The organism is Bacillus sp. FSL K6-1218 (genome assembly GCF_038006445.1).
GTDB classification, from domain to species: domain Bacteria; phylum Bacillota; class Bacilli; order Bacillales; family Bacillaceae_G; genus Bacillus_A; species Bacillus_A thuringiensis_S.
The window spans coordinates 297,501-322,550 of the sequence record NZ_JBBOVE010000001.1 but is presented as its reverse complement, the minus strand read 5'-3'; the positions used below and the strand labels follow the sequence as shown (position 1 = coordinate 322,550).

Genomic DNA, 25,050 nt, shown 5'->3' with positions numbered 1-25,050 from the left:
ATGCGTATGAATCTACAAAATATGAGTATATTCCAAAACATTTTTCCCAATCAATAATATAGTAACTAATAAAAATAAAGTCCTTACATATCCAACGCCTTTTTGAATCGCAAACTTCGATCCAAAATAAGCACCTAAGATCATTGATAATCCCATGATAATACCGTATTCAAAATGAATTATGTCTAAAAATAAAAAAGTAATTAAAGATACAATATTACTAACAAAGTTCAAAAGTTTTCCAGATGCTGCCGCTTGAATAAAATCCAAACCAATTAATAAAAATGCAAAAATTAAAAATGACCCTGTCCCTGGTCCAAAAAACCCATCATAAAATCCTATCATTAAAATAACAAAGAAAAATATTAATGTTTTTCTTTGCGTCATCTTCTTATAGGTAGACACACTTCCCCAATTCTTTTTTGCAATAATATAAATAGCAATAAATACCAACATTACAAGTACTAATGGGCGTAAAATATCCGATGGAATAAATTTTACTACTAAAGCACCTGCAACAGCTCCAACAATAGTTAACGGGATTAACTTTCCTACAATTTTAAAATCAACTTTTCCTGATCGAATGAAATACATCGCACTCGTAAACGTCCCCATCGTTGCTGCTAATTTATTCGTTGCAATTGCCGAAGCTGGCGATAAGCCAACAAACATAAGTGCAGGAAGCGAAATTAACCCTCCTCCTCCAACAACGGAATCAATAAAAGCTGCTAAAAAACCGAATGCAATTAATAAAATAATGACTTGAAAACTTAATTCTTCCATGAGCTTTACCCCTTACCCCTATTTTTTACAACATTTTAAATTATAACAAAATTACATAAGAAAAAAAGCTGTTCCATAGAGGAACAGCCTTCATATTTAATCTAAAATCTTCACAAGTGGTTCATCTTGTTTTGCTTCACGTATAATAATAGCTTCTGGGCGTTCTACAGATTTAATCGTTACTTGTACTTTCATATAATTCGGGAAGTATTCCATAACAAGCCCTGCCACATATTGTGTAAAACCAACTATTTCAGCTTTTCCATTAAATTGGACAGGAATATCAAGCTTCATTTCTCTTAATTCATCATCTCTATACATACCAGTACCAATAACAGCTGTATAGTCGCCTTGGAAATAATCGCTTAGTTTTGCCTTAAAGTTGGATACTCTTGCAAGATCTTCACGTTTATTATCTGTTTTCGCTTGCTCAGATGGGAACAAATAATATTTTTCATTAATTTGTTTCCAATCTTCAACCGTTTCACTACCTTTTTCAACATTGGCATAAGAAACAAAGTTACCTGGCACAAGTGAAGCCTTCGGAGCCTGACGATAAATTGCAAATGTTATCGGAAGGTTTTTTGTTGCAGGATCTTTTTGATGCATAAACTTCAAGACTTCTTGCGCCATTTTTTTCCCTTCAGCTAACATTTTTTCATTCGAGATTGTAGCTTCACGCGGGTAACCATGTTCTTCATTATAATAATGCACTGAATTCATTGCTAATCCAACTACAATGCCGCTACGCTCATCTTTGTCGCCGTTTTTCACATAATAATCATGCTCTAAAATATTGGAAATATATATTGGATTTTTTTTGTTTTTTTCTTCTAGTATTTCGGATCCTTCACCTAAAGCTGGATTTAATCCTATGTTTGGAAATTTAACTGCATCTTTTTTTAACGTGTCTTCTAGTTCTTTCTGTTCAGCATTTGTACGCTTTCTTTTGACAAGCATTTGTACATATTGAGCCTCTAGAGTATCTCCGCCTTTAAAGAAATAATCTTTCGTACTAAATGATTCCTTCGCAATACGCATTAATCCTGTTTCAAATTCATCTATATCAAGACGATTATTTACTCCTTGCACGACTAAACCACGTGCCTTTCCACCATCAAATGGAATAGTCGTCTTATAATATTCATCCGACATAGCGTATTTTGGAACAACTGATTGTTCTTTTGCTTTCCCCGATTTCTCAGCCACTTTTTCATCTTTTTCGGCACCTGTACTACACCCACTTATAAGTAGGCCAAGGCTTAATACCGCTAATGCTATTTTTTTCATGGTAAGTTTGCACCTCTTACTTATTTAGCTCTTGTAAGAACCTCTCTTCATTCCAAACCTCAACATTATGTTTCTCCGCTTGTGCTAATTTCGAACCAGCCGCTTCACCTGCAACAACCAAATCTGTACTCTTACTAACACTTCCTGTTACTTTTCCACCTAATGCCTCAATCTTCTTCTTCGCTTCACTTCGTCCCATAACTTCTAGCTTACCTGTTAAAACAACCGTTTTTCCTGCGAAGTAAGATTCAACATTTTGTAAATCTGCAATTTTTATACCTTTGTATGTCATATTCACGCCATACTCTTTAAACTGCTGTAATAACTCTAATACATCTTCATTATCAAAATATGTCACAACAGATTGAGCCATTTTTTCGCCAATTTCATTAATTGCTTTTAGTTCTTCTTCTGTTGCTTTTACAAGCTCATCCATCGTTTCAAAGTGCTCTGCAAATGTACGTGCTGCTTTCGCTCCAACGTGGCGAATTCCAAGACCAAATAATAATCGCTCTAACGAGTTTTCTTTAGAATTTTCAATTGCCTGTATTAAGTTTGTTGCTGATTTTTCACCAAAACGTTCTAACTGTAATAATTGCTCTTTCGTCAATGCATATAAATCAGCAAATGTACGAATATAATCTGCATCAAAGAGTTGTGTAATGACACGTTCTCCAAGTCCATCAATATTCATCGCATTTCTTGAAACGAAATGGATTAATCCCTCTCGAATTTGAGCCGGACAAGTCGGATTTATACATCGAAGTGCTACTTCTTCTTCTAAACGAACAAGTTCACTCTCACATGCTGGACAATGCGTTGGCATGCGGTATTCTTCTTCCTCACCAGTACGCTTATCAAAAATAACGTTCACAACTTCAGGAATAATATCTCCAGCCTTCTTCACAACAACGTAGTCACCAATTCGAATGTCTTTTTCACGAATTAAATCTTCGTTATGTAAAGAAGCACGGCGAACAATCGTACCAGCAACTCTCACTGGCTCTAGCTCTGCAGTCGGTGTTACAACCCCTGTTCGGCCAACACTTAATTCAATGCCTGTTAATCTCGTTACAACTTCTTCAGCTGGGAATTTATAAGCAATCGCCCATCTTGGACTCTTCGCTGTAGTTCCTAGACTTTCTTGAAGAGCAACATCATCTACTTTTATAACGATTCCATCAATCTCATAATCAAGATGCGGACGTTTTTCTTGCCATTCTTCTACATAAGCTATAACCTCTTCGATTGTTTCACATGTACGGCGATTTGGATTTGTCTTAAATCCGAGTTCACCTAAGAAATCAAGCGATTCACTGTGCGATGGAATTGTTTTTTCTTCTACATTCGCAAGACCGTACACAAACATAGATAAGTTACGCTTCGCTGCAATTTTCGGATCAAGTTGACGTATTGAACCTGCTGCTGCATTACGCGGATTCGCAAATACATCTTCCCCATTTTGCTCTTTTTCTTCATTTAGTTTAACGAATGAACGCTTCGGCATATAAGCTTCGCCTCGTGCCTCTAACGTTACTTCTTCATTTAAACGCAGTGGGATAGCTTTAATCGTTTTTAAATTTTGAGTAATATCTTCACCCGTTACACCATCACCACGTGTCGCCCCTTGAATGAAGCGTCCTTTTTCATAATGAAGCGAAACGGCAAGCCCGTCAATTTTTAATTCACATATATATCTTACATTCGCACCATCAATTCCTTGACGTACTCTTCTGTCGAAATCACGTAAATCCCCTTCGTTAAATGCATTTCCTAAACTTAACATTGGTGACTTATGTGTTACTTTTTCAAATATATCAAGAATAGTTCCCCCAACGCGAACGGAGGGAGAATCTTCACTCATAAACTCAGGGTTCTCTGCTTCTAATTTTATAAGCTCCTGCATATCACGGTCATATTCCGCATCAGAAACAGAAGGATTGTCTAATACGTGATATTGATAGTTAAATGTATTTAACAAATCACGCAGTTCTTCTATACGTTTTTTTGCTATCTCTTTTGACATATCCTCATTCCTTTCTATTGTTTCGTCACAGGTGCAAATTTTGCTAACAAACGTTTAACACCAATCGGGCTTGGGAACGCAATATCTAATTCTTTTGCATCACCTTCACCTTTTACACTTACAACTGTACCGATTCCCCATTTTTGGTGGGAAGCTTTATCGCCTACTGCCCAGCCAATTTGCTCACCGCCTGTCGTCTTAGCTGCAGGACGCGCGAAAGCTGAACGAGAGCGTGTTGTGGTTGTCGTTGTCATTTTACTACTACTTGCTGTTCTGCCTTTTGCACCAAACGAATTTTCACGCTTCGGCGCTGTTTCATTTAATGATTCCACTAGTTCTGCCGGGATTTCTGTAATGAAGCGAGACGCAGCGTTCATACTTGTTCTACCAAATAAAGTACGCATTTGCGCATTAGATAAATATAGCTCTTCTTCTGCACGAGTAATACCTACATAAGCAAGACGACGTTCTTCTTGCATTTCATCCTCTTCCATAAGAGAACGAGTATGAGGGAATATCCCTTCCTCTAAACCAACAATAAAGACAACCGGGAACTCTAATCCTTTTGCTGAGTGCATCGTCATTAAAATAACTTCTTCACCAGCAGTTGGGTCTTCATCTACACGATCAATATCAGCAACAAGTGCTAAATCTGTTAAGAATGCAACAAGGCTCTTATCTTCGCTTTGAGATTCAAATGTTTGCGTAACAGATAAGAACTCGTCTAAGTTTTCTAAACGACCTTCCGCTTCTAAAGAACGCTCATTTTTCAACATATCGCGATAGCCTGTTTTTTCAATAACTTCTTCTACTAATTCTGTAACAGATAAATACTCTTGCATATTTACCCAGTTGTGTAATAAACTTGCGAATTCTTTTACTGCCTTTGTAATTTTTGCACTTACTCCAACATGCTCAATCTCATCAAATACAGCAGTTAATGAAATTCCGTTTTGCACACCATAATTAATAATTTTATCAATAGAAGTCGCACCAATACCACGCTTTGGCATGTTAATAATACGTGCAAAACTAATTTCATCATCTGGATTACCGATTAAACGTAAGTATGCCAAAATATCTTTAATCTCTTTACGGTCGTAGAACTTCGTACCCCCGACAATTTTGTACGGAATGTTAGATTTAAGGAAAATCTCCTCGACCATACGAGACTGAGCATTCGTACGATATAGTACTGCAAAATCAGTATATTTTCGTTTCCCCATTTGAAGATCGTCACGAATTTTTTTCGCAACAAAATATGCTTCGTCCTTTTCAGTTGCAGCACGATAATACGAAATTTTGCTTCCAACTTGATTGTCCGTCCATAATTTCTTCGGTTTACGATTCGTATTTTTTTCAATAACAGCATTCGCTGCATTTAAAATATTTTGTGACGAACGATAGTTTTGTTCTAACAAAATTACTTGTGCATTCTCATAATCTTTTTCAAATGACAAAATGTTAGAAATATCTGCACCACGCCAGCGATAAATAGACTGGTCAGAGTCACCTACAACGCAAAGATTTTTAAAACGTGCTGCCAAATGTTTAACAAGAAGATATTGCGCTTTATTCGTATCTTGATACTCATCCACGTGAATATATTGGAACTTACGCTGATAAAACTCCAATACTTCTGGAACACGTTCAAATAGCTGAATCGTCGTCATAATTAAATCATCAAAGTCTAATGAATTATTTTTCAAAAGACGTTTTTGATACTCTGTGTATACATCGCTCGTTAATTTTTCATATGGATCAGCCATTGTAATTTTTTTTGCATATTTATCCGCAGATAACAGTTCATTTTTGGCATTACTAATACCCGCTAAAATAGAGCGCGGCTCAAATTTCTTCGGATCAATATTGCGCTCTTTCATAATTTTTTTGACTACAGTTAGCTGATCACCTGAATCTAAGATTGTAAAGTTACGATTAATACCAATACGATCGATATCGCGTCGTAAAATACGTACACACATAGAGTGGAACGTCGAAATCCAAATATCTTCTGCTTCTGGTCCCACAAGTGTATCAATACGCTCGCGCATTTCACGAGCTGCTTTATTTGTGAAGGTAATAGCTAGTACATTCCATGGTGCTACACCTTTTTCACCAAGCAAATACGCAATACGGTGTGTTAACACACGTGTTTTACCACTACCTGCACCTGCCATTAATAGAAGTGGTCCATTCGTTGTTTGTACCGCTTTTTGTTGCTGTGGATTTAAACCGTTTAATAACTTATCTGTCATACTCATATACGCCTGCACCTACTCTCCTTTTACTGCTTTAACTGTTTTTAACGCCGATTTTATATCATCATAAATAATATTTCCAACAACTACTGTATCAGCATACTGTGCCATTTCTTTCGCCTGTTCTGCATTAGAAATACCGCCGCCATAGTATAACTTAGCTTGTTTCAATTCTGCTTTTACATTTTTAACAAGTTCAACTTCTCCATACGTACCGCTATATTCTAAATAAAATATCGGTAAATGTAATAACTTGTCTGCTAAACGCGCATATGCAATAACGTCATCTTCTGTTAAATCACATTTTGCATCTGTAAGCTCGGCTACTTTCGCTTCTCGATTTAAAACACAATAACCTTCCATAAAAATTTCGTCCCAGTCCATAATATCCCCAAATTCTTTCAATGCCTCATGATGAACACCTGTTACCCATTCTACTTTTCGGCTATTTAACACACTTGGGATGTAATAAAAATCAAATCCTGGTGTAATTGCTTCTACATCAGAGACCTCTAATACACAAGGAACAGCATATCTACGAATGCTAACTAGCATGTGTAATACGTTATCAATTGTAACCCCATCACTTCCGCCTACAATAACCGCATCAGTTCCAGACTCACAAATCATTTCTAAATGTTCATCGCTTAACTCCTTATTTGGATCAAGCTTAAATACATGTTTCCATCCGGAAATATCGTACATGAAAACACCCTTCCTTTTCTCTAGTTATATCTATAGTTCTGTTTAAAATAACAGTTAGTTTTCATCTTGTTTTTTTTAAATAACTATTAAATATTTTTCAAAAAGAATGATTTAATTTCATCTTCTTTTTATGCATTCTTTCATTATAACAAAAAAAGCTACTGACACACACGCCCATTCCAACATCTTTTTCAACGTCAAATGTTGGATTACATATCCCGAAAATCACACGGGATACTAATAAGAGAAGTAGTATTTACTATTTCAATTTTCATAAAAAGGAGTGTTTTTCTAATGAAGCAAAACATCGGGACAATAAACGCTCTAATTCGAATTACACTTGGGCTTGTCCTCTTCGGGTGTAGTGCAACTAAACTTGTACGCAAGCCATGGTGCACTTGGTCTAACATTTTTCTATGGATTGGTGCAATGAAAGTTGCAGAGGGAATTGTTCGCTTCTGCCCTATTGTTGAAGCGTGGAAGTTTGGAAAATACATGAATATGGGTGCATTTAAAATGCCTAGCATGAATTTTACTGAAAAAGGACATGCTAAAGAAGAAGTAAATCAAACTTCCTCTCATGACAAGCCAAAGTCAAAAGGAAGTTATGACGCTTCTGACAAAGAGATTGAGTCAGCGATTGAAGAAATAATCCTGGCAAAACCGCTTTGAATCATTTGTCACAATGCAAGATGCTCTCAAAGGGACTTAGCTGCTGCAGTGGGCGGTTAAGTCTTCTTTATTTTACCATAAAAACAGAACGTACATTCCCTTTTTTAAGCTTAAAATGTACATAAAAGATATCAATCAATAAAATTCAGAAAATTAGGTGCATACCTCTTGCTTAAAATGATATAAAAGTGATATCATTTTTATATCAGGAGGCGATTATATGAAAGAAAAACAAGTATTTTATGTAAATGGTTTTCTCGGTATTATTGGAATTTTGATTTTAGCGGCTATCGGTGTATTTTTCCTTGCACAAGAAATTTTTATAGGAGCAGCACTAACTATTGTATTAGCCGCAATTCTCGCTACGGGTATCGGGATTGTTCAACCGAATCAAGCGAAAGTTATTACGTTCTTTGGTAATTATTTAGGAACAATTCGTCAAAACGGTTTATTTTTAACGATTCCGTTCGCATTCCGTCAAACTGTATCGTTACGTGTTGAAAACTTTAATAGTAAGAAATTAAAAGTAAACGATGTTGAGGGAAATCCGATTGAAATTGCAGCTGTTATCGTATATAAAGTAGTTGATTCTGCAAAAGCAATGTTCGGTGTTGAACATTACGATCGATTTGTAGAAATTCAAAGCGAAACGGCAATCCGCCACGTCGCAACAAAATATCCTTATGACAATTTCCAAGATGAAACTTGCATTACGTTACGCGGAAATACTGAAGAAATCTCTGAAGAATTAAAACGTGAGTTAGAGGCACGTCTTGAAATTGCTGGTGTAGAAGTATTGGAAACTCGTTTAACGCATTTAGCTTACGCAACAGAAATTGCCCATGCAATGCTACAACGTCAACAAGCAAAAGCAGTATTAGCTGCTAGAAAAGAAATTGTTGAAGGTGCTGTGAAGATGGCCAAAGATTCAATCCATATGTTAGATGAAGAAGGCGTACTGGAACTCGATGACGAGCGTAAAGCAAATATGGTAAACAACTTATTAGTTGCCATCGTTTCAGATAAAGGTGCGCAACCCGTTATTAATACAGGAAGCCTATACTAAGGGCTATAAGTAATTATGGCTAAAAAGAAAAGCTTTCCATTACGTATTGATCCTGAATTACACGCAGTCATCGAAAAATGGGCAAATGATGAGTTTCGTAGCGTCAATGCACACATCGAGTATTTACTTCGAGAAATGGCAAAGCAAAAAGGGAAATTAAAAAAAGATAAAGATGAATAAAAAATCCCGCTGATTCCTCAGCGGGATTTTTACATATTAACTTCTCGTCATCTCATGCCCAATTGCACGATATCCTATATCACTTCGATAAAATAGACCATCACTCTCAATTTTACCGATTTCTTTATATACTTTATCTTTTGCTTCTTGTAAACTATTTGCCTTACAAGCAACAAATAATACACGGCCACCGTTCGTTACAAAGTCCCCATGTTTCATTGCTGTACCTGCATGGAAAACAATCACATCTTGCAGTGCATCTAGTCCGCTAATAATATCACCTTTTTTATATGCTTCTGGGTATCCTTTAGAAGCAAGTACAACACCAATTACCGCTTTTTCTGACCATTGTAACGTTATCTCACTCTCATCTAATACAGCGTTACATACATCAACTAAATCGTTTTCTAAGCGAGGTAATACAACTTCTGTTTCAGGATCACCAAAGCGTGCATTAAATTCAATTACCTTTGGACCATCATTTGTTAAAATAAGACCTGCATATAAAATGCCTGTAAATGAACGATTTTCTTCAATCATCGCTTTAGCAGTTGGATGTAATACTGTTTCAATCGCTTCTTGAACTGCTGATTCTGGAATTTGTGGTACTGGAGAATATGCACCCATTCCGCCCGTATTTGGACCTTTATCACCATCAAAAGCTCTTTTATGATCTTGGGCGATTACCATTGGATGTACAGTTGTTCCATTCACGAATGCCATTAATGAAAATTCTTGTCCATCTAAAAACTCTTCAATAACGACCTTCTTACTTGCCGCGCCGAATTTCACATCTTGCAGCATTTCTTTCACAGCTTGTAATGCCTCTTCAAGCGTCATTGCTACTGTTACCCCTTTACCAGCAGCTAAGCCGTCAGCTTTAATAACGATTGGTGCACCAACTTTTTGAATGTACTGTACTGCTTCTTCATAATCTGTAAAAGTTTCGTACGCCGCAGTTGGAATATCATACTTTTTCATAAGCTCTTTTGTAAAAGCTTTACTACCTTCAATAACAGCAGCCGCTTTATTCGGACCAAATACACGAAGTCCCTCTTCTTTAAAACGATCAACAATTCCATTCATAAGTGGAATTTCTGGCCCAACGAAAGTTAATTCCACATTATTCTCTTTTGCAAATAAGACTAATGCATCAAAATCATTTTCATCAATATCAACTGGTGTTGCAACATCTCGCATACCTTCATTACCTGGTGCTACATACACCTTTTCTACTTTTTCAGATTGTGCAAACTTCCAAGCTAAAGCATGCTCACGCCCACCGCGGCCAATTACTAAAACATTCATATTTCATCCCCCAATAATTAAATAAGTACAAACTAGAAGCTATGCTCCTAGTTTGCTTTTTCATATCAATAAAAGTTTAAAAGGAGGATCAAGAGAACCGAGCTGGTCTAGGCGCATTTGCCAGGAGGACACGGAGTGTAGCTTTCCTACATGAGTACCGCACTGGCATTGCAACGACGACTTGCGAAGGTTATCTCGACCGGACCTTTTAAACATCCTCTATTAGTGTTTGAAATGACGTACGCCAGTGAACACCATAGCAATCCCATACGTATCCGCCACTTTAATAGAATCTTCATCACGGATTGATCCGCCCGGTTGAATGATTGCTGTAATTCCTGCTTTTGCTGCTTCTTCTAATGTATCTGGCATTGGGAAGAAAGCATCAGATGCAAGTGCGCTACCTTGTGCTTTTTCACCAGCTTGTGTAATTGCGATTTTTGCAGAACCTACACGGTTCATCTGTCCCGCACCGACACCAATTGTCATATCATCTTTCGCTAAAACAATTGCATTTGATTTCACATGCTTTACAACTTTCCAAGCTAGTTTTAAATCTTTCCATTCTTGCTCTGAAGGTTCACGTTTCGTTGGAATTGAAATTGTACTTTCATCTAATGATAACGTATCTTCCTCTTGAACGAGAAGCCCACCTTGTACAGAAGTTAGTTTTTTGCTTGCACTTGTCGCTTTTTCAATATTTACAGTTAGTAGACGTAAGTTTTTCTTACTTTGCAATACTTCTAAAGCTTCTTGCGAGAACGAAGGTGCGATAACAATTTCTAAGAAAATTTCATGTAACTTTTCTGCTGTAGCTTTATCAATTTCACGATTTGCTGCAATAATACCGCCGAAGATTGATATTGGATCTGCTTCATAAGCACGAGTATATGCTTCGTGAATATCAGTTCCTACTCCAACACCACATGGATTCATATGTTTTACCGCTACTACTGCTGGTTCTGTAAATTCTTTTACGATGCTAAGCGCTGCGTCTGCATCATTAATATTGTTATACGATAATTCTTTACCGTGTAATTGTTCTGCGTATGCAACAGAAGAAGTTGCTGCGAATGGCGCTTTATAGAAAGTTGCTTTTTGATGTGGGTTCTCGCCATAACGTAAGTCTTGCTTTTTCTCAAATGTCACAGTTAATGTTTCTGAACTTTCTTCACCCATTTGCTCTGTTAAGTAGTTAGAAATTAACGCATCATACGCTGCTGTATGACGGAATACTTTCGCTGCTAGTTTACGTTTCGTTTCCTCTGCTACTTCATCGTTCTCTTTCAGTTCTGCTAACACAATATCATAATCTACTGGATCTACAATTACAGATACGAATTTATGATTTTTCGCAGCAGAGCGAATCATTGTCGGGCCACCGATATCAATATTTTCAATTGCATCAGCAAATGTTACATCAGGCTTAGCGATTGTTTCTTTAAATGGGTATAAGTTAACAACAACAAAATCAATTGCTTGAATACCTAATTCATTCATTTGCGCTACATGTGTTTCATTATCACGAACTGCTAATAGACCACCATGAATATTTGGATGTAAAGTTTTCACACGACCATCCATAATTTCAGGGAAACCAGTTACTTCAGAAATACCAATTACTTGTAAGCCGTTTTCTTCTAGTAACTTTTTCGTACCACCTGTTGAAATAACTTCAATCCCTTGCTCTAGTAACCCTTTAACAAATTCTACTACTCCTGTTTTATCTGAAACACTTACTAATGCACGCTTTTTCATTTATCCTTCACCCCTGGTTGTATGTTAGTTAACAGTTGCTTCTTTCACAGACTGAACAATTTGATTCACTGTATTTACGTATAATTTATGTTCAACTTGTTGAATTTTCTTTTGTAAGCTTTCTCTCGTATCCCCTTCAGAAACAACCACTGCTTCTTGCGCAATAATTGGCCCTGTATCCATACCTGCATCTACATAATGAATTGTTACTCCAGTTACTTTCACACCTGCTTCTAACGCTTGACCGACAGCATCTTTACCCGGAAAGCTCGGTAGTAATGATGGATGAATATTAATAATCTTTCCGCTGTATGCTTCTAGTAACGTCGGCCCAATTAAACGCATATATCCAGCTAAAAGAATATAATCAATTTCATATTCTTCTAGCTTCTTTAATATCTCTTTTTCAAACGCTTCTTTGGACTCATATGCTTTCGCTGAAAAAGCGAAACACGGAATATGATGATAATTTGCCCGTCCAACAGCGCGTGCTTCTGGTTTATCACATACTAATAAACTAATTTCTGCATCCAATCTTTTTTCTTCTACCGCATTAACGAGAGATTGAAAGTTAGATCCGCTTCCAGAAGCAAAAACCGCTAATCTACTCATAGTGCTGTGCCCCCATTAAAAGTAACACCAGCTCCTTGTATAGTACGTCCAATAATACGAGCCGTTTCTCCTTGTTCTTCAAGAAGACGAACAACATCTTTTGCATCTTCTTCCTTTACTGCCACTACCATACCAATACCCATGTTAAAAATATTGAACATGTCTTTCTCTTCCAGTTTTCCAACTTCTTGAAGTAAACTAAATATCGGCTGAATTTTCCAAGATCCTAGTTCAATCTCAGCACCAATTCCTTCTGGCAACATGCGTGGAATATTTTCAATAAATCCGCCACCTGTAATATGCGCCATACCGTATACTTCATGTTTCTTCAATAGTTCTAAAATAGGTTTGACATAAATTTTCGTTGGTTTTAATAATTCTTCACCAAGAGGTAGTTCTAAGCGACCATAAATACGCTCTAAAGCTAGTTCTCCATCTTCTAGTAACACTTTTCGTACTAAAGAGTAACCATTGCTATGAATACCGCTAGATGCTAAGCCAATTAACACGTGACCAGCTTCAATTTTTTCACCTGTTACAATTTTCTTTTTATCAACAATCCCAACTGTAAAACCAGCTAAATCATATTCTTCCGTAGAATACATTCCTGGCATTTCAGCTGTTTCTCCACCGATTAATGCACAACCAGCTTGGCGACAGCCCTCTGATATACCTTTGACGATGTTTTCAATTTTACTAGGTTCAGCTTTACCACAAGCAATATAATCAAGGAAGAAAAGCGGCTCTGCTCCTTGGACAACAATATCATTTACACACATTGCTACTGCATCAATACCAATTGTGTCATGTTTATCTGCCATAAAAGCGAGCATCAATTTCGTTCCCACGCCATCTGTTCCAGATACTAATACAGGTTCTTCTAATGCAAATTTTGATAGATCAAACATACCTCCAAAACCGCCTAAACCGCCTAGTACTTCTTTTCTCATAGTTGTTTGTACGTGTTTTTTCATGCGAGATACCGCTTCATATCCAGCTTCAATATCTACTCCTGCTTGCTTATATGCATTCGCCATCGTTATTTACACCTCGTCTTTTAATTTCTCCCCATCCAGGGCGGGCTATTTTAAGAAAGGAGCTAGCTTCTACATCAAAAGAAGTAGAAGCTTTTTTCACTTTTCTTATTTCATACTTTCTAAAAGCTCTTGCTCATAATCATAAAGAGCTGTTGGATAGTCCCCATTAAAGTAAGCCATACATAGACCGCCATATTTCCCTTCATATGGACGCCCAATTGCATCTACTAATCCATCTTCGCTTAAAAATGTTAAAGAATCTGCTCCGATCATTTCACGGATTTCTTCTACTGTATTATTTGCTGCAATTAATTCTTTTCTCGTTTGAATATCAATGCCATAGAAACATGGATACTTAAGAGGTGGTGAAGCGATTCTTACGTGAACTTCTGTCGCTCCAGCTTCACGAAGCATACGAACAATTCGTTTACTTGTCGTTCCTCTTACGATAGAGTCATCAATCATAACAACTCGTTTCCCTTCAACTACACCTCTTACTGCGGAAAGCTTCATCTTAACCCCTTGCTCGCGCAGTTCTTGAGAAGGTTGAATAAACGTACGTCCAACGTAACGATTTTTAATTAATCCTAACTCATATGGAATACCTGTCGCCTCCGCATAGCCAATCGCAGCTGAAATACTAGAGTCTGGTACACCAGTAACAACATCTGCCTCAATAGGAGCTTCTGCCGCTAAACGTTTCCCCATATTCTTACGTGCTGCATGAACATTAACGCCTGCAATATTAGAATCTGGTCGTGCAAAGTAAATGTATTCCATACTACAAATTGCATGTTCTACATCATTTGTGAAACGATCTACGTGAATTCCTTCATCATTAATGACAAGTAATTCACCCGGTTCTACATCGCGAATGTATGTTGCACCTACTACATCAAAAGCACATGTTTCTGACGCTACAACGTAAGCATCCCCCATCTTTCCAATTGAAAGCGGACGGAACCCATTCGGATCTAATGCAACGATCATTTCATTTCCAGTTAGTAAAAGATACGCAAACGCACCTTTCACTTTATTTAAAGCCTCTTTTACACTTTCAATTAAAGAATCTTTCGTACTACGTTTAATAAGATGTAAAAGTACTTCTGTATCTGAACTAGTTTGAAAAATACTGCCCTCTGCTTCTAATTCACGACGAAGCATTTTTGCATTAATTAAATTTCCGTTATGAGCTAACGCCATACTATGATCGGAAAAACGGAACAACAATGGTTGAACGTTAGCAACTTCACTTCCACCAGCTGTTGCATATCGTACATGTCCGATTGCTGATTTTCCATTTAATCCTTCTAGCTCACCTCTTGAAAACACTTCTGATATTAAACCTAACCCCTTGTGACCGATGATTTTTTCCCCATTATTTACGACAATGCCTGCGCCTTCTTGCCCACGGTGCTGTAAACTGTGCAATCCGTAGTATGAAACTTGTGCTGCATTTTCATGCCCCCAAATTCCGAAAACGCCACATTCTTCGTTTAACCCCTTTATTTCAGCAAGCATGGGATTGCCCCTTTCCAAGCCTTTCTCATTTCATCTACATTTGCTGTAAGTAATACTTCATTTTCTTCATTATGAATTGTTACTTCATTTGTACTTGTTACTTCTCCAACTTGGATTGCTTCTACCACTTTCTCAAACGCCTCTTTATTTTCACGTTTTACAGTTATCACGAAACGAGACTGTGATTCAGCGAATAATGCTGCTGTTGCTTCTCCATCTAATTTCACAGTAGCACCTAAGCCTTTAGCACCAATTGCACTTTCTGAAATCGCAACTGCTAAACCACCTTCAGCAACATCATGTGCAGATTGAACAAGACCAGCTTGAATTGCTTCTAATACTTGTTTTTGGCGTTTTAATTCTACATCTAAATCGATACTTGGTGATTGACCGAAAATTTTGCCGTGAATCATTTTCTGTAATTCACTTCCGCCAAACTCAGCTTTCGTCTCACCAATTACATACACTAAATCACCAGCTTGCTTAAACTCTTGTGTTGTTACATGTTTTAAGTCATGCACAAGTCCGACCATCCCAACAGTTGGTGTTGGATATACAGCTTCACCACTACGCTCGTTATACATCGATACGTTTCCGCCGATAACTGGTGTTTGTAATGTGCGACAAGCTTCACTCATACCGTCTACTGATTTCTCAATCTGCCAGAAGATTTCTGGTTTTTCTGGGTTCCCGAAGTTTAAGCAATCTGTAATTGCAAGTGGCTCTCCGCCAGAACATACGATATTACGCGCTGCCTCTGCTACTGCAATTTTACCGCCCATCTCTGGGTCTAGATAAATGTAGCGAGAGTTACAATCTGTCGTCATTGCTAATCCTTTTTCTGTACCGCGTACACGTACAACTGCAGCATCTGAACCTGGCGTAACAACTGTGCTTGTGCGAACTTGGTAATCGTATTGATCGTATACCCACTCTTTACTTGCAATTGTTGGTTGCTGTAATAAAGCGAATAACGTTTCTTTATAATTTTCTACTTTTGGCGTTTCCATTTTCATTGCTTGGAATTCAGCAAAGTATGCTGCTTCTTTTGATGGCTTATGATAAATTGGTGCTTCTTCTGCTAAAGCATCTGCTGGAACTTCAGCTACCTTTTCACCTTTATGGAATAAACGAAGCATTTTATCTTCTGTTACTTTCCCCATCGTAACCGCTGCAAGACCATACTTCTCAAATAAATCTACTATTTCTTGTTCTCTACCTTTTTTCACGACAATTAACATACGCTCTTGTGATTCAGATAGCATCATTTCATATGGTGTCATTCCTGTTTCACGCTGTGGTACATCATCTAAGTACATTTCAATACCCATTCCTGCTTTACTTGCCATTTCTGCAGATGATGATGTTAAACCAGCCGCACCCATATCTTGAATTCCAACAAGTGCATCGGATTGAATTAATTCTAAACACGCTTCAATAAGAAGTTTTTCCATAAATGGATCCCCTACTTGAACCGCTGGACGTTTCGCTTCTGAGCTTTCAGATAGTTCTTCCGACGCGAATGTTGCACCGTGAATACCGTCACGACCAGTTGATGCTCCTACGTACATTACTGTGTTACCAGCACCGTGCGCTTGCCCTTTTTTAATGTCTTCGTGGTTAATCAAACCTACGCACATTGCATTTACAAGTGGATTTCCTTCATAACATGGATCAAATTGTACTTCGCCGCCAACAGTCGGAATACCGATGCAGTTACCGTATCCTGCAATTCCTGCTACTACTTCTTCGAATAAATATTTCACACGTGGTGACTGTAATTCACCGAAACGAAGTGAGTTTAATAGAGCTACCGGGCGTGCTCCCATAGAGAATACGTCACGAATAATACCACCAACACCTGTTGCAGCTCCTTGATATGGTTCAATAGCTGAAGGATGGTTATGACTTTCCATTTTAAATACAACTGCTTGATTATCACCGATATCTACAATTCCAGCACCTTCTCCAGGTCCTTGCAGAACGCGCTCACCTGTAGTTGGAAACTTACGAAGAACTGGTTTCGAATTTTTATAACTACAATGTTCAGACCACATTACAGAGAATAACCCTGTTTCTGTATAATTTGGCAGACGACCTAAAATCTTTTCAACCATGGCAAACTCTTCGTCTGTTAGCCCCATTTCCGCATATATACGCTCTTCTTTAATTTGTGTTGGATTTGGTTCAAGCATTAACGACATATGTTTCCCTCCACTGTTTTAAGATAGATTGAAAGACTTTTAACCCTTCAGCACCGCCAAGTAATTCATCTACAGCACGCTCTGGGTGTGGCATCATACCAAGTACATTTCCTTTTTCATTTACAATACCAGCAATATCTGAAACGCTACCGTTAGGGTTTTCTACGTAACGGAATGCGATTTGATTGTTCTCTTCTAATTGTTTAAGCGTCGCTTCATCACAATAGTAATTCCCCTCACCATGCGCGATTGGAATATTAATTACTTCATCTTTTCCATATTGTGATGTAAACATCGTTTCATTATTTTCAACACGCAACTGAACAGTGCGACACATAAATTTTAAGTTTTCGTTTCTCATTAACGCTCCTGGTAGTAATCCTGATTCAACAAGAATCTGGAATCCATTACATACACCTAAAATCGGCTTTCCTTGCTCAGCAGCTTTTTGCACTGCTTTCATTGCATTAGCAAAGCGAGAGATAGCACCGCAGCGTAAGTAGTCACCATAAGAAAATCCACCTGGTAGTAGAATTGCATCATATTCATCTAGATTCTCTGTATCGTGCCAAACGTAATCTACTTCTTCGCCAAGCTCATCTTTAATTGCATGGAACATATCGACATCACAGTTCGAACCCGGAAATACTATTACGGCAAATTTCACTGTGCGACAACCTCCTCAACTTCATAACGGAAGTCTTCCATTACAACGTTCGCTAATAGTTTTTCACACATTTCCTTTACCTTGCTATCTAAATCAGATACAGATTTATCAATTGTTAGTTCCATGTACTTTCCGATTCGAACATCTTGTACTTCTGTGAATGAAAGACTATGAAGTGCTCCTTTTACTGCTGTTCCTTGTGGATCTAATACGCTTTCTCTTAATGTTACATATACCTTAACTTTATACATGTGAAATTCCCCCTAAACGTTTTAAAATCTCTTCATAAGCAGCTGTTAAATTTCCAAGATCGCGACGGAATACGTCTTTATCAAACTTTTCATTGCTCGTTTCATCCCATAAACGGCAAGTATCCGGTGAAATTTCATCCGCTAAAATGATTTCTCCTTCTTCCGTTACACCAAACTCTAATTTGAAATCTACTAATCTTACACGACAGCTTGCGAAATGATCAATCAACACTTGATTGATTTGTAGAGCCATATCTCGTAATACACTTACTTGCTCTGGTGATGCAACGTTTAATACACGAATATGATCTTCCGTTACAAGCGGATCTCCTAAATCATCATCTTTGAAGTAAAATTCTACGATTGGTTCTGCAAGTACAGTTCCCTCTTCCATTCCTAATCGTTTTGAAAGACTTCCTGCAATTACATTTCTTGTGACAACTTCTAAAGGAATAATACTCACTTTTTTAACAAGTTGTTCTGTTTCAGATAACTTCTCAACAAAATGTGTTTTAATTCCCACTTCTTGTAACTTTCTGAACAATAAAGTTGTAATTTCATTGTTCAAACGACCTTTTCCTGTAATCGTCTCTTTTTTCTCCCCATTGAAAGCAGTCGCACTATCTTTGTACTCTACCCAAACCATATCTGCTGATTCTGTACGATAAATTCTTTTTGCCTTACCTTCATACAGCAATTCTAGCTTTTGCATTTCGCAAGCCCCCTGTAGTTTGAAAAATGTGAATAATGTTTTTATAAAGAATGGCACAGAATGACTCTATTCTGTGCCATATGAAATTTTACGCTTCGTTTAATCCAAGGCGTTCAAAGATTGTATCAACGTGTTGCATATGATGCTCATAGTTGAAGCATTCATTAATTTCTTCTTGTGTTAACTTACTTGTAATACGCTCATCAGCTTCTACAAGCTCTTTAAATTGTACTTGTGTTTCCCAAGCTTCCATCGCTTTAGGCTGTACGATATCATAAGCTTCTTCACGTACCATACCTTTGTCGATTAGTGTAAGCATTACGCGCTGAGAATAAATTAAGCCGTATGTTCTTGTCATATTGCGTTTCATATTCTCTGGGTATACAGTTAAGTTTTTAACGATATTACCAAAGCGATTTAACATGTAATTTAATGCGATTGTAGCATCTGGTAAAATTACACGTTCTGCCGAAGAGTGAGAAATGTCACGCTCATGCCATAATGGAACATTTTCGTAAGCTGTCATCATATAACCGCGGATAACACGAGCTAAACCAGTCATATTTTCAGAACCAATTGGATTACGTTTATGTGGCATTGCAGAAGAACCTTTTTGACCTTTTGCGAAAGCTTCTTCAACTTCACGTGTTTCACTCTTTTGTAAACCACGAATCTCAACTGCCATCTTTTCGATAGATGTTGCAATTAGTGCAAGTGTTGACATGTAGTGTGCGTGACGATCACGTTGCAATGTTTGTGTTGAAATTGGTGCTGCTTCTAATCCTAAGTTTTCACAAACATATTTTTCTACGAATGGATCGATATTTGCATATGTACCAACCGCACCAGATAGTTTACCAACACGAACTGTATCAGCAGCTTGTTTGAAACGCTCTACGTTACGTTTCATTTCTTCATACCAAAGACCAAGTTTTAAACCAAATGTTGTTGGTTCTGCATGAACACCATGTGTTCTTCCCATCATGATTGTGTATTTATGCTCTTTCGCTTTGTTAGCTAAAATGCTTACAAAGTTTTCTAAGTCTTTTAATATGATTTCATTCGCTTGTTTTAAAATGTAAGATAACGCTGTATCTACTACGTCTGTAGATGTTAAACCGTAATGAACCCATTTACGTTCCTCACCTAATGCTGGCGTTTCGGATACAGCACGAGTGAATGCAACTACGTCATGACGTGTTTCTTTTTCAATTTCATAAATACGATCAATATCAAATGATGCATGCTCACGAATTTTCTTAACATCTTCTTTTGGAATATCGCCAAGCTCAGCCCATGCTTCACAAGCTAAAATCTCAACTTCTAACCATGCTTTAAATTTGTTCTCTTCCGTCCAAATTGCACCCATTTCTGGGCGTGTATAACGACTAATCATCTTTTTCCCTCCAACAGTTGTTCTTGATGGTCCCAAATATGCAAACTCTTCGCTTTTTCTAGAGCGACTTCAATATTATCATTTAAAATATTAACATGCCCCATTTTTCGCTGTGCTTTTGCTTCTTCTTTTCCATACAAGTGTAAATAGCACCCGGTTAATCTATTCACTTGTCTTAGGACCCCTTCTATATGTTCGCCTAAAATGTTTACCATGACAACTGGTTTTAACAAATTTGTTTCTCCTAGAGGTAAATTACAGATTGCTCGAATATGTTGACCAAATTGACTCGTCTCACATGCATCCTGTGTATAGTGTCCTGAATTGTGAGGTCTTGGCGCTAATTCATTAATATAAATCTCACCATTATCTGTAGCAAACATCTCTACAGCTAGTGTTCCCACAAGTTCTAATTCATCCGCAAGTACCTTTGCATAAGCAATTGCTTTTTGAGAAAGCTCTTCTGTAATGCGAGCTGGAACGATAGATTCATGTAAAATGTTATTTACATGAATATTTTCTGCTACTGGAAACACTTTTGTTTCACCACTTACACTACGAATCACAATAACTGATACTTCTTTTTCAAAAGGCACCCATTTCTCTAAAATACATTCTGCTTTATCCACAAGATTTCTTGCTGTCTCAACATCAGCTTCACTTCTTAAAACAACTTGTCCTTTCCCATCATATCCACCTGTCGTCGTTTTTAAGACGGAAGGGAATGATAACTCAGCAATTGCTTCTGTAAGCTGATCTTGATTTTGAACTAATCTATACGTTGCTACTGGTAACCCAGCCTTCTCAATCGCATTCTTTTCTGTAAAACGATTTTGCGTTTTATTTAACAACTGACTACCTTGTGGCAAGTAAGCATGTTTTTCAAGCCATTGTAAACATCTATAATCAATATTCTCAAATTCGTATGTGACAACATCACTTATCTCTGCTAAATGCTGAATTGCTTTTAAATCATCATATGGTGCAACAATTTCAACATCAGCAACTTGTGCACATGGTGAATGCTTTGTAGGATCTAAAACAGCAATTTTATATCCCATCTCCTTGGCTGCCAATGCCATCATTCTTCCTAGCTGGCCGCCTCCAATAATGCCGATTGTTTTTCCAGGTAAAATGATTCTCGTCATACTAGCTCACTACCTTCACGCACATCTTTTTCAATCGCTTCTCGTCTCAATTCTAATGCATCATGTATATCATCATGGAATGATCCAAGTATTTGTGCAGCAAGTAATCCAGCATTCGTTGAACCGGCTTTACCAATTGCAACAGTTGCAACTGGAACACCTCCTGGCATTTGGACGATGGATAATAATGAATCTAAGCCGTTTAATGCTTTTGATTGAACTGGAACTCCAATTACAGGAAGATTTGTCTTCGCTGCAACCATTCCTGGTAAATGTGCTGCTCCACCAGCTCCAGCAATAATAACTTTCAATCCACGTTCACGAGCCGTCTCTGCATATTCAAACATATAATCCGGAGTCCGATGAGCGGATACAACTTTTTTCTCATACGGTATATTTAATTCATCTAAAATGTCACAAGCATATTTCATTGTTTCCCAGTCTGACGTACTTCCCATTATGACTCCAACTAGTGATTTCATATTAGAATCCCCCCGATTCAAATAAAAAAAGCCTGAAATAGAACAGTTTCTCTTTTACTATGAGAGAAAGCGCTCTACTCAGGCATACGTATCCCTTGTGAATAGAAAAATACCGAGTGACTTTCCCTCATAGTCTAACGAATAACGGTCGTTAGGTAGAGACTTGCAGGCCATATCCCCGCGATTATATGAGGTCTTATATTATTGTTTCTATGGCTATATTAACAATATTTCATAAACGATGTCAATAAATAATCGAATGTTTTTTTATTAGTAGTCAATAACGTTCGTGTTTTAGTTATATTCAAAACAAGAATTGCAACTATATGCAAGAAGAAAAAGGAATTAGAATATATATTTCTAGAGATCCATTTACTTATAATCGTTTATATAATACTTCAGTATGTTTTTAATCAAAATATATACACTCTTGTATTCTACACATCAATAAAACTTTTATTATAACGATTTAATTTCTAAGGAGGATAAACGTGAAAGAAAGAACTATGCTATTATCCTATTTATTTTTTTCTATCGCAGTAATTGTTGTAATTATTGAATACTTATTTATAGCATCTCATTATTTAAAATATATACTTATGATAGAAATAATGTGTCCTATTTTAAGTATTACTTTAGCGGCATTAGGAAAATCAAGAACACAAAAAATCATTGCTATTATTTTAAACAGTCTCTATTTCATTCTTCTTTCGTCTTTAGCGTTATTAAATTTATGGATTATAACATTCCGTAAATAAAAATAAACACAAAAAAACCTAAGTCGAAACGACTTAGGTTTTTGCTTGGCGACGTCCTACTCTCACAGGGACAAGGTCCCAACTACCATCGGCGCTAGAGAGCTTAACTTCCGTGTTCGGTATGGGAACGGGTGTGACCTCTCTGCCATCATCACCAAACTATGAAGGCATATTCCTTCAAAACTAGATAACATTTGCTACATATTATATGGTTAAGTCCTCGATCTATTAGTATTCGTCAGCTCCACATGTCACCATGCTTCCACCTCGAACCTATCAACCTGATCATCTTTCAGGGATCTTACTAGCTTACGCTATGGGAAATCTCATCTTGAGGGGGGCTTCATGCTTAGATGCTTTCAGCACTTATCCCTTCCGCACATAGCTACCCAGCTATGCCCTTGGCAGAACAACTGGTACACCAGCGGTGCGTCCATCCCGGTCCTCTCGTACTAAGGACAGCTCCTCTCAAATTTCCTACGCCCACGACGGATAGGGACCGAACTGTCTCACGACGTTCTGAACCCAGCTCGCGTACCGCTTTAATGGGCGAACAGCCCAACCCTTGGGACCGACTACAGCCCCAGGATGCGATGAGCCGACATCGAGGTGCCAAACCTCCCCGTCGATGTGGACTCTTGGGGGAGATAAGCCTGTTATCCCCGGGGTAGCTTTTATCCGTTGAGCGATGGCCCTTCCATGCGGAACCACCGGATCACTAAGCCCGACTTTCGTCCCTGCTCGACTTGTAGGTCTCGCAGTCAAGCTCCCTTATGCCTTTGCACTCTACGAATGATTTCCAACCATTCTGAGGGAACCTTTGGGCGCCTCCGTTACACTTTAGGAGGCGACCGCCCCAGTCAAACTGCCCACCTGACACTGTCTCCCGGGTCGATAAGACCCGTAGGTTAGAATTTCAATACAGTCAGGGCGGTATCCCACCAGCGCCTCCACCGAAGCTAGCGCTCCGGTTTCAATGGCTCCCGCCTATCCTGTACAAACTGTACCAAAATTCAATATCAGGCTACAGTAAAGCTCCACGGGGTCTTTCCGTCCTGTCGCGGGTAACCTGCATCTTCACAGGTACTATAATTTCACCGAGTCTCTGGTTGAGACAGTGCCCAAATCGTTACACCTTTCGTGCGGGTCGGAACTTACCCGACAAGGAATTTCGCTACCTTAGGACCGTTATAGTTACGGCCGCCGTTTACTGGGGCTTCAGTTCAGAGCTTCGCTTACGCTAACCCCTCTCCTTAACCTTCCAGCACCGGGCAGGTGTCACCCCCTATACTTCGCCTTACGGCTTCGCAGAGAGCTGTGTTTTTGCTAAACAGTCGCTTGGGCCTATTCACTGCGGCTTTCCGTTAAGAAAGCACCCCTTCTCCCGAAGTTACGGGGTCATTTTGCCGAGTTCCTTAACCAGAGTTCTCTCGCACACCTTAGGATTCTCTCCTCGCCTACCTGTGTCGGTTTGCGGTACAGGCACCTTTTATCTCGCTAGAAGCTTTTCTTGGCAGCGGGGAATCAAAGACTTCGCTCCATAAGGAGCTTCCCCATCACAGCTCAGCCTTTACGATAAGCGGATTTGCCTACTTATCAGCCTAACTGCTTGGACGTGCACAACCAATCGCACGCTTCTTCTATCCTTCTGCGTCCCTCCATTGCTCAAACGATAAAGAGGTGGTACAGGAATATCAACCTGTTGTCCATCGCCTACGCCTGTCGGCCTCGGCTTAGGTCCTGACTAACCCTGAGCGGACGAGCCTTCCTCAGGAAACCTTAGGCATTCGGTGGACGGGATTCTCACCCGTCTTTCGCTACTCATACCGGCATTCTCACTTCTAAGCGCTCCACCAGTCCTTCCGGTCTGACTTCACTGCACTTAGAACGCTCCCCTACCACTGATACCATTGGTATCAATTCGCAGCTTCGGTGGTGTATTTAGCCCCGGTACATTTTCGGCGCAGAGTCACTCGACTAGTGAGCTATTACGCACTCTTTAAATGGTGGCTGCTTCTAAGCCAACATCCTAGTTGTCTAAGCAACTCCACATCCTTTTCCACTTAATACACACTTTGGGACCTTAGCTGGCGATCTGGGCTGTTTCCCTCTTGACTACGGATCTTATCACTCGCAGTCTGACTCCTAAGGATAAGTCATTGGCATTCGGAGTTTGACTGAATTCGGTAATCCGATGAGGACCCCTAGTTCAA

Annotated in this window: 21 protein-coding genes, 2 rRNA genes and 1 riboswitch (1 of these 24 cut by a window edge); of the genes, 4 read left to right on the top strand and 19 right to left on the bottom strand. The window is 38.5% G+C overall.

Features of this window, described 5'->3' with window-relative positions; translation table 11 throughout:
• Nucleotides 1-12: 12 nt before the first annotated feature.
• The 5 genes from MHI26_RS01760 to MHI26_RS01740 form a co-directional block, all read right to left on the bottom strand.
• Nucleotides 13-783, bottom strand: coding sequence for a TSUP family transporter (locus MHI26_RS01760; protein WP_000391978.1), 771 nt, complete (start codon nt 781-783; stop codon nt 13-15).
• A gap of 96 nt (nt 784-879) precedes the next feature.
• Nucleotides 880-2,073 carry a CamS family sex pheromone protein gene (locus MHI26_RS01755; protein ID WP_000717021.1) on the bottom strand — a complete coding sequence of 398 codons (1,194 nt, stop codon included), beginning with the start codon at nt 2,071-2,073 and terminating at the stop codon, nt 880-882.
• A gap of 16 nt (nt 2,074-2,089) precedes the next feature.
• On the bottom strand, nt 2,090-4,099 hold the full coding sequence (gene ligA / locus MHI26_RS01750; RefSeq protein ID WP_000031419.1) for an NAD-dependent DNA ligase LigA: 2,010 nt from the start codon (nt 4,097-4,099) through the stop codon (nt 2,090-2,092).
• 14 nt (nt 4,100-4,113) lie between these two features.
• Nucleotides 4,114-6,363, bottom strand: coding sequence for a DNA helicase PcrA (pcrA, locus tag MHI26_RS01745; protein ID WP_042973201.1), 2,250 nt, complete (start codon nt 6,361-6,363; stop codon nt 4,114-4,116).
• A gap of 12 nt (nt 6,364-6,375) precedes the next feature.
• Nucleotides 6,376-7,065, bottom strand: coding sequence for a heptaprenylglyceryl phosphate synthase (locus MHI26_RS01740; RefSeq protein ID WP_000272105.1), 690 nt, complete (start codon nt 7,063-7,065; stop codon nt 6,376-6,378).
• A gap of 294 nt (nt 7,066-7,359) precedes the next feature.
• On the opposite strand from MHI26_RS01740, the gene MHI26_RS01735 reads away from it, so the two are divergent.
• The 3 genes from MHI26_RS01735 (at nt 7,360) to MHI26_RS01725 (ending at nt 8,983) form a co-directional block, all read left to right on the top strand.
• A complete protein-coding gene (locus MHI26_RS01735; protein ID WP_000812342.1) occupies nt 7,360-7,737 on the top strand; it encodes a YgaP family membrane protein in 378 nt (125 codons plus the stop codon).
• A gap of 220 nt (nt 7,738-7,957) precedes the next feature.
• A complete protein-coding gene (locus tag MHI26_RS01730; RefSeq protein WP_000660674.1) occupies nt 7,958-8,803 on the top strand; it encodes an SPFH domain-containing protein in 846 nt (281 codons plus the stop codon).
• Between the two features lie 15 nt (nt 8,804-8,818).
• Complete coding sequence (locus tag MHI26_RS01725) at nt 8,819-8,983, top strand: toxin-antitoxin system HicB family antitoxin (RefSeq protein ID WP_001085172.1); 165 nt, start codon at nt 8,819-8,821, stop codon at nt 8,981-8,983.
• Between the two features lie 36 nt (nt 8,984-9,019).
• Here MHI26_RS01725 and purD read toward each other — a convergent pair whose 3' ends face one another.
• The 12 genes from purD to purE all read right to left on the bottom strand — a co-directional run bounded on the left by purD (nt 9,020) and on the right by purE (nt 22,079).
• Complete coding sequence (gene purD / locus MHI26_RS01720; protein ID WP_061666175.1) at nt 9,020-10,291, bottom strand: phosphoribosylamine--glycine ligase; 1,272 nt, start codon at nt 10,289-10,291, stop codon at nt 9,020-9,022.
• 222 nt (nt 10,292-10,513) lie between these two features.
• Nucleotides 10,514-12,049 carry a bifunctional phosphoribosylaminoimidazolecarboxamide formyltransferase/IMP cyclohydrolase gene (purH, locus tag MHI26_RS01715; protein ID WP_061666174.1) on the bottom strand — a complete coding sequence of 512 codons (1,536 nt, stop codon included), beginning with the start codon at nt 12,047-12,049 and terminating at the stop codon, nt 10,514-10,516.
• 24 nt (nt 12,050-12,073) lie between these two features.
• A complete protein-coding gene (purN, locus tag MHI26_RS01710; RefSeq protein ID WP_061666173.1) occupies nt 12,074-12,661 on the bottom strand; it encodes a phosphoribosylglycinamide formyltransferase in 588 nt (195 codons plus the stop codon).
• Nucleotides 12,658-13,698, bottom strand: a complete 1,041-nt coding sequence (gene purM, locus MHI26_RS01705) for a phosphoribosylformylglycinamidine cyclo-ligase (protein ID WP_061666172.1) — start codon at nt 13,696-13,698, stop codon at nt 12,658-12,660. Before purM ends, purN begins: the two co-directional genes overlap by 4 nt.
• A 105-nt stretch (nt 13,699-13,803) precedes the next feature.
• Complete coding sequence (gene purF / locus MHI26_RS01700; protein WP_061666171.1) at nt 13,804-15,219, bottom strand: amidophosphoribosyltransferase; 1,416 nt, start codon at nt 15,217-15,219, stop codon at nt 13,804-13,806.
• Nucleotides 15,204-17,423, bottom strand: a complete 2,220-nt coding sequence (gene purL / locus MHI26_RS01695) for a phosphoribosylformylglycinamidine synthase II (RefSeq protein ID WP_000055564.1) — start codon at nt 17,421-17,423, stop codon at nt 15,204-15,206. The genes purF and purL overlap by 16 nt, the downstream gene beginning before the upstream one ends.
• A complete protein-coding gene (purQ, locus tag MHI26_RS01690) occupies nt 17,407-18,090 on the bottom strand; it encodes a phosphoribosylformylglycinamidine synthase subunit PurQ (protein WP_000666787.1) in 684 nt (227 codons plus the stop codon). Before purQ ends, purL begins: the two co-directional genes overlap by 17 nt.
• Nucleotides 18,087-18,341, bottom strand: a complete 255-nt coding sequence (gene purS, locus MHI26_RS01685) for a phosphoribosylformylglycinamidine synthase subunit PurS (protein WP_000278823.1) — start codon at nt 18,339-18,341, stop codon at nt 18,087-18,089. The genes purQ and purS overlap by 4 nt, the downstream gene beginning before the upstream one ends.
• Nucleotides 18,334-19,053 (bottom strand): phosphoribosylaminoimidazolesuccinocarboxamide synthase, encoded by a 720-nt coding sequence (purC, locus tag MHI26_RS01680; RefSeq protein WP_061666170.1) that lies wholly within the window; start codon nt 19,051-19,053, stop codon nt 18,334-18,336. The genes purS and purC overlap by 8 nt, the downstream gene beginning before the upstream one ends.
• 88 nt (nt 19,054-19,141) lie before the next feature.
• Nucleotides 19,142-20,449: an adenylosuccinate lyase gene (gene purB, locus MHI26_RS01675; protein ID WP_000625682.1), complete on the bottom strand. Its 1,308-nt coding sequence runs from the start codon at nt 20,447-20,449 to the stop codon at nt 19,142-19,144.
• Nucleotides 20,446-21,597, bottom strand: coding sequence for a 5-(carboxyamino)imidazole ribonucleotide synthase (gene purK, locus MHI26_RS01670; RefSeq protein WP_061666169.1), 1,152 nt, complete (start codon nt 21,595-21,597; stop codon nt 20,446-20,448). The genes purB and purK overlap by 4 nt, the downstream gene beginning before the upstream one ends.
• On the bottom strand, nt 21,594-22,079 hold the full coding sequence (gene purE / locus MHI26_RS01665) for a 5-(carboxyamino)imidazole ribonucleotide mutase (RefSeq protein ID WP_000839367.1): 486 nt from the start codon (nt 22,077-22,079) through the stop codon (nt 21,594-21,596). The genes purK and purE overlap by 4 nt, the downstream gene beginning before the upstream one ends.
• 110 nt (nt 22,080-22,189) lie before the next feature.
• Nucleotides 22,190-22,291: riboswitch (purine riboswitch) on the bottom strand.
• 294 nt (nt 22,292-22,585) lie between these two features.
• Here purE and MHI26_RS01660 point away from each other — a divergent pair.
• Entirely contained in the window at nt 22,586-22,837 is a 252-nt protein-coding gene (locus MHI26_RS01660; protein WP_340809178.1) for a hypothetical protein, read from the top strand.
• A 43-nt stretch (nt 22,838-22,880) separates the two neighbouring features.
• Here the strand turns inward: MHI26_RS01660 and rrf are convergent.
• Both rrf and MHI26_RS01650 read right to left on the bottom strand, forming a co-directional pair.
• Nucleotides 22,881-22,996: ribosomal RNA gene (gene rrf, locus MHI26_RS01655) — 5S ribosomal RNA — on the bottom strand.
• Nucleotides 22,997-23,045: 49 nt separating this feature from the next.
• Nucleotides 23,046-25,050 (bottom strand): 23S ribosomal RNA (locus tag MHI26_RS01650); it runs 917 nt beyond the window's last position.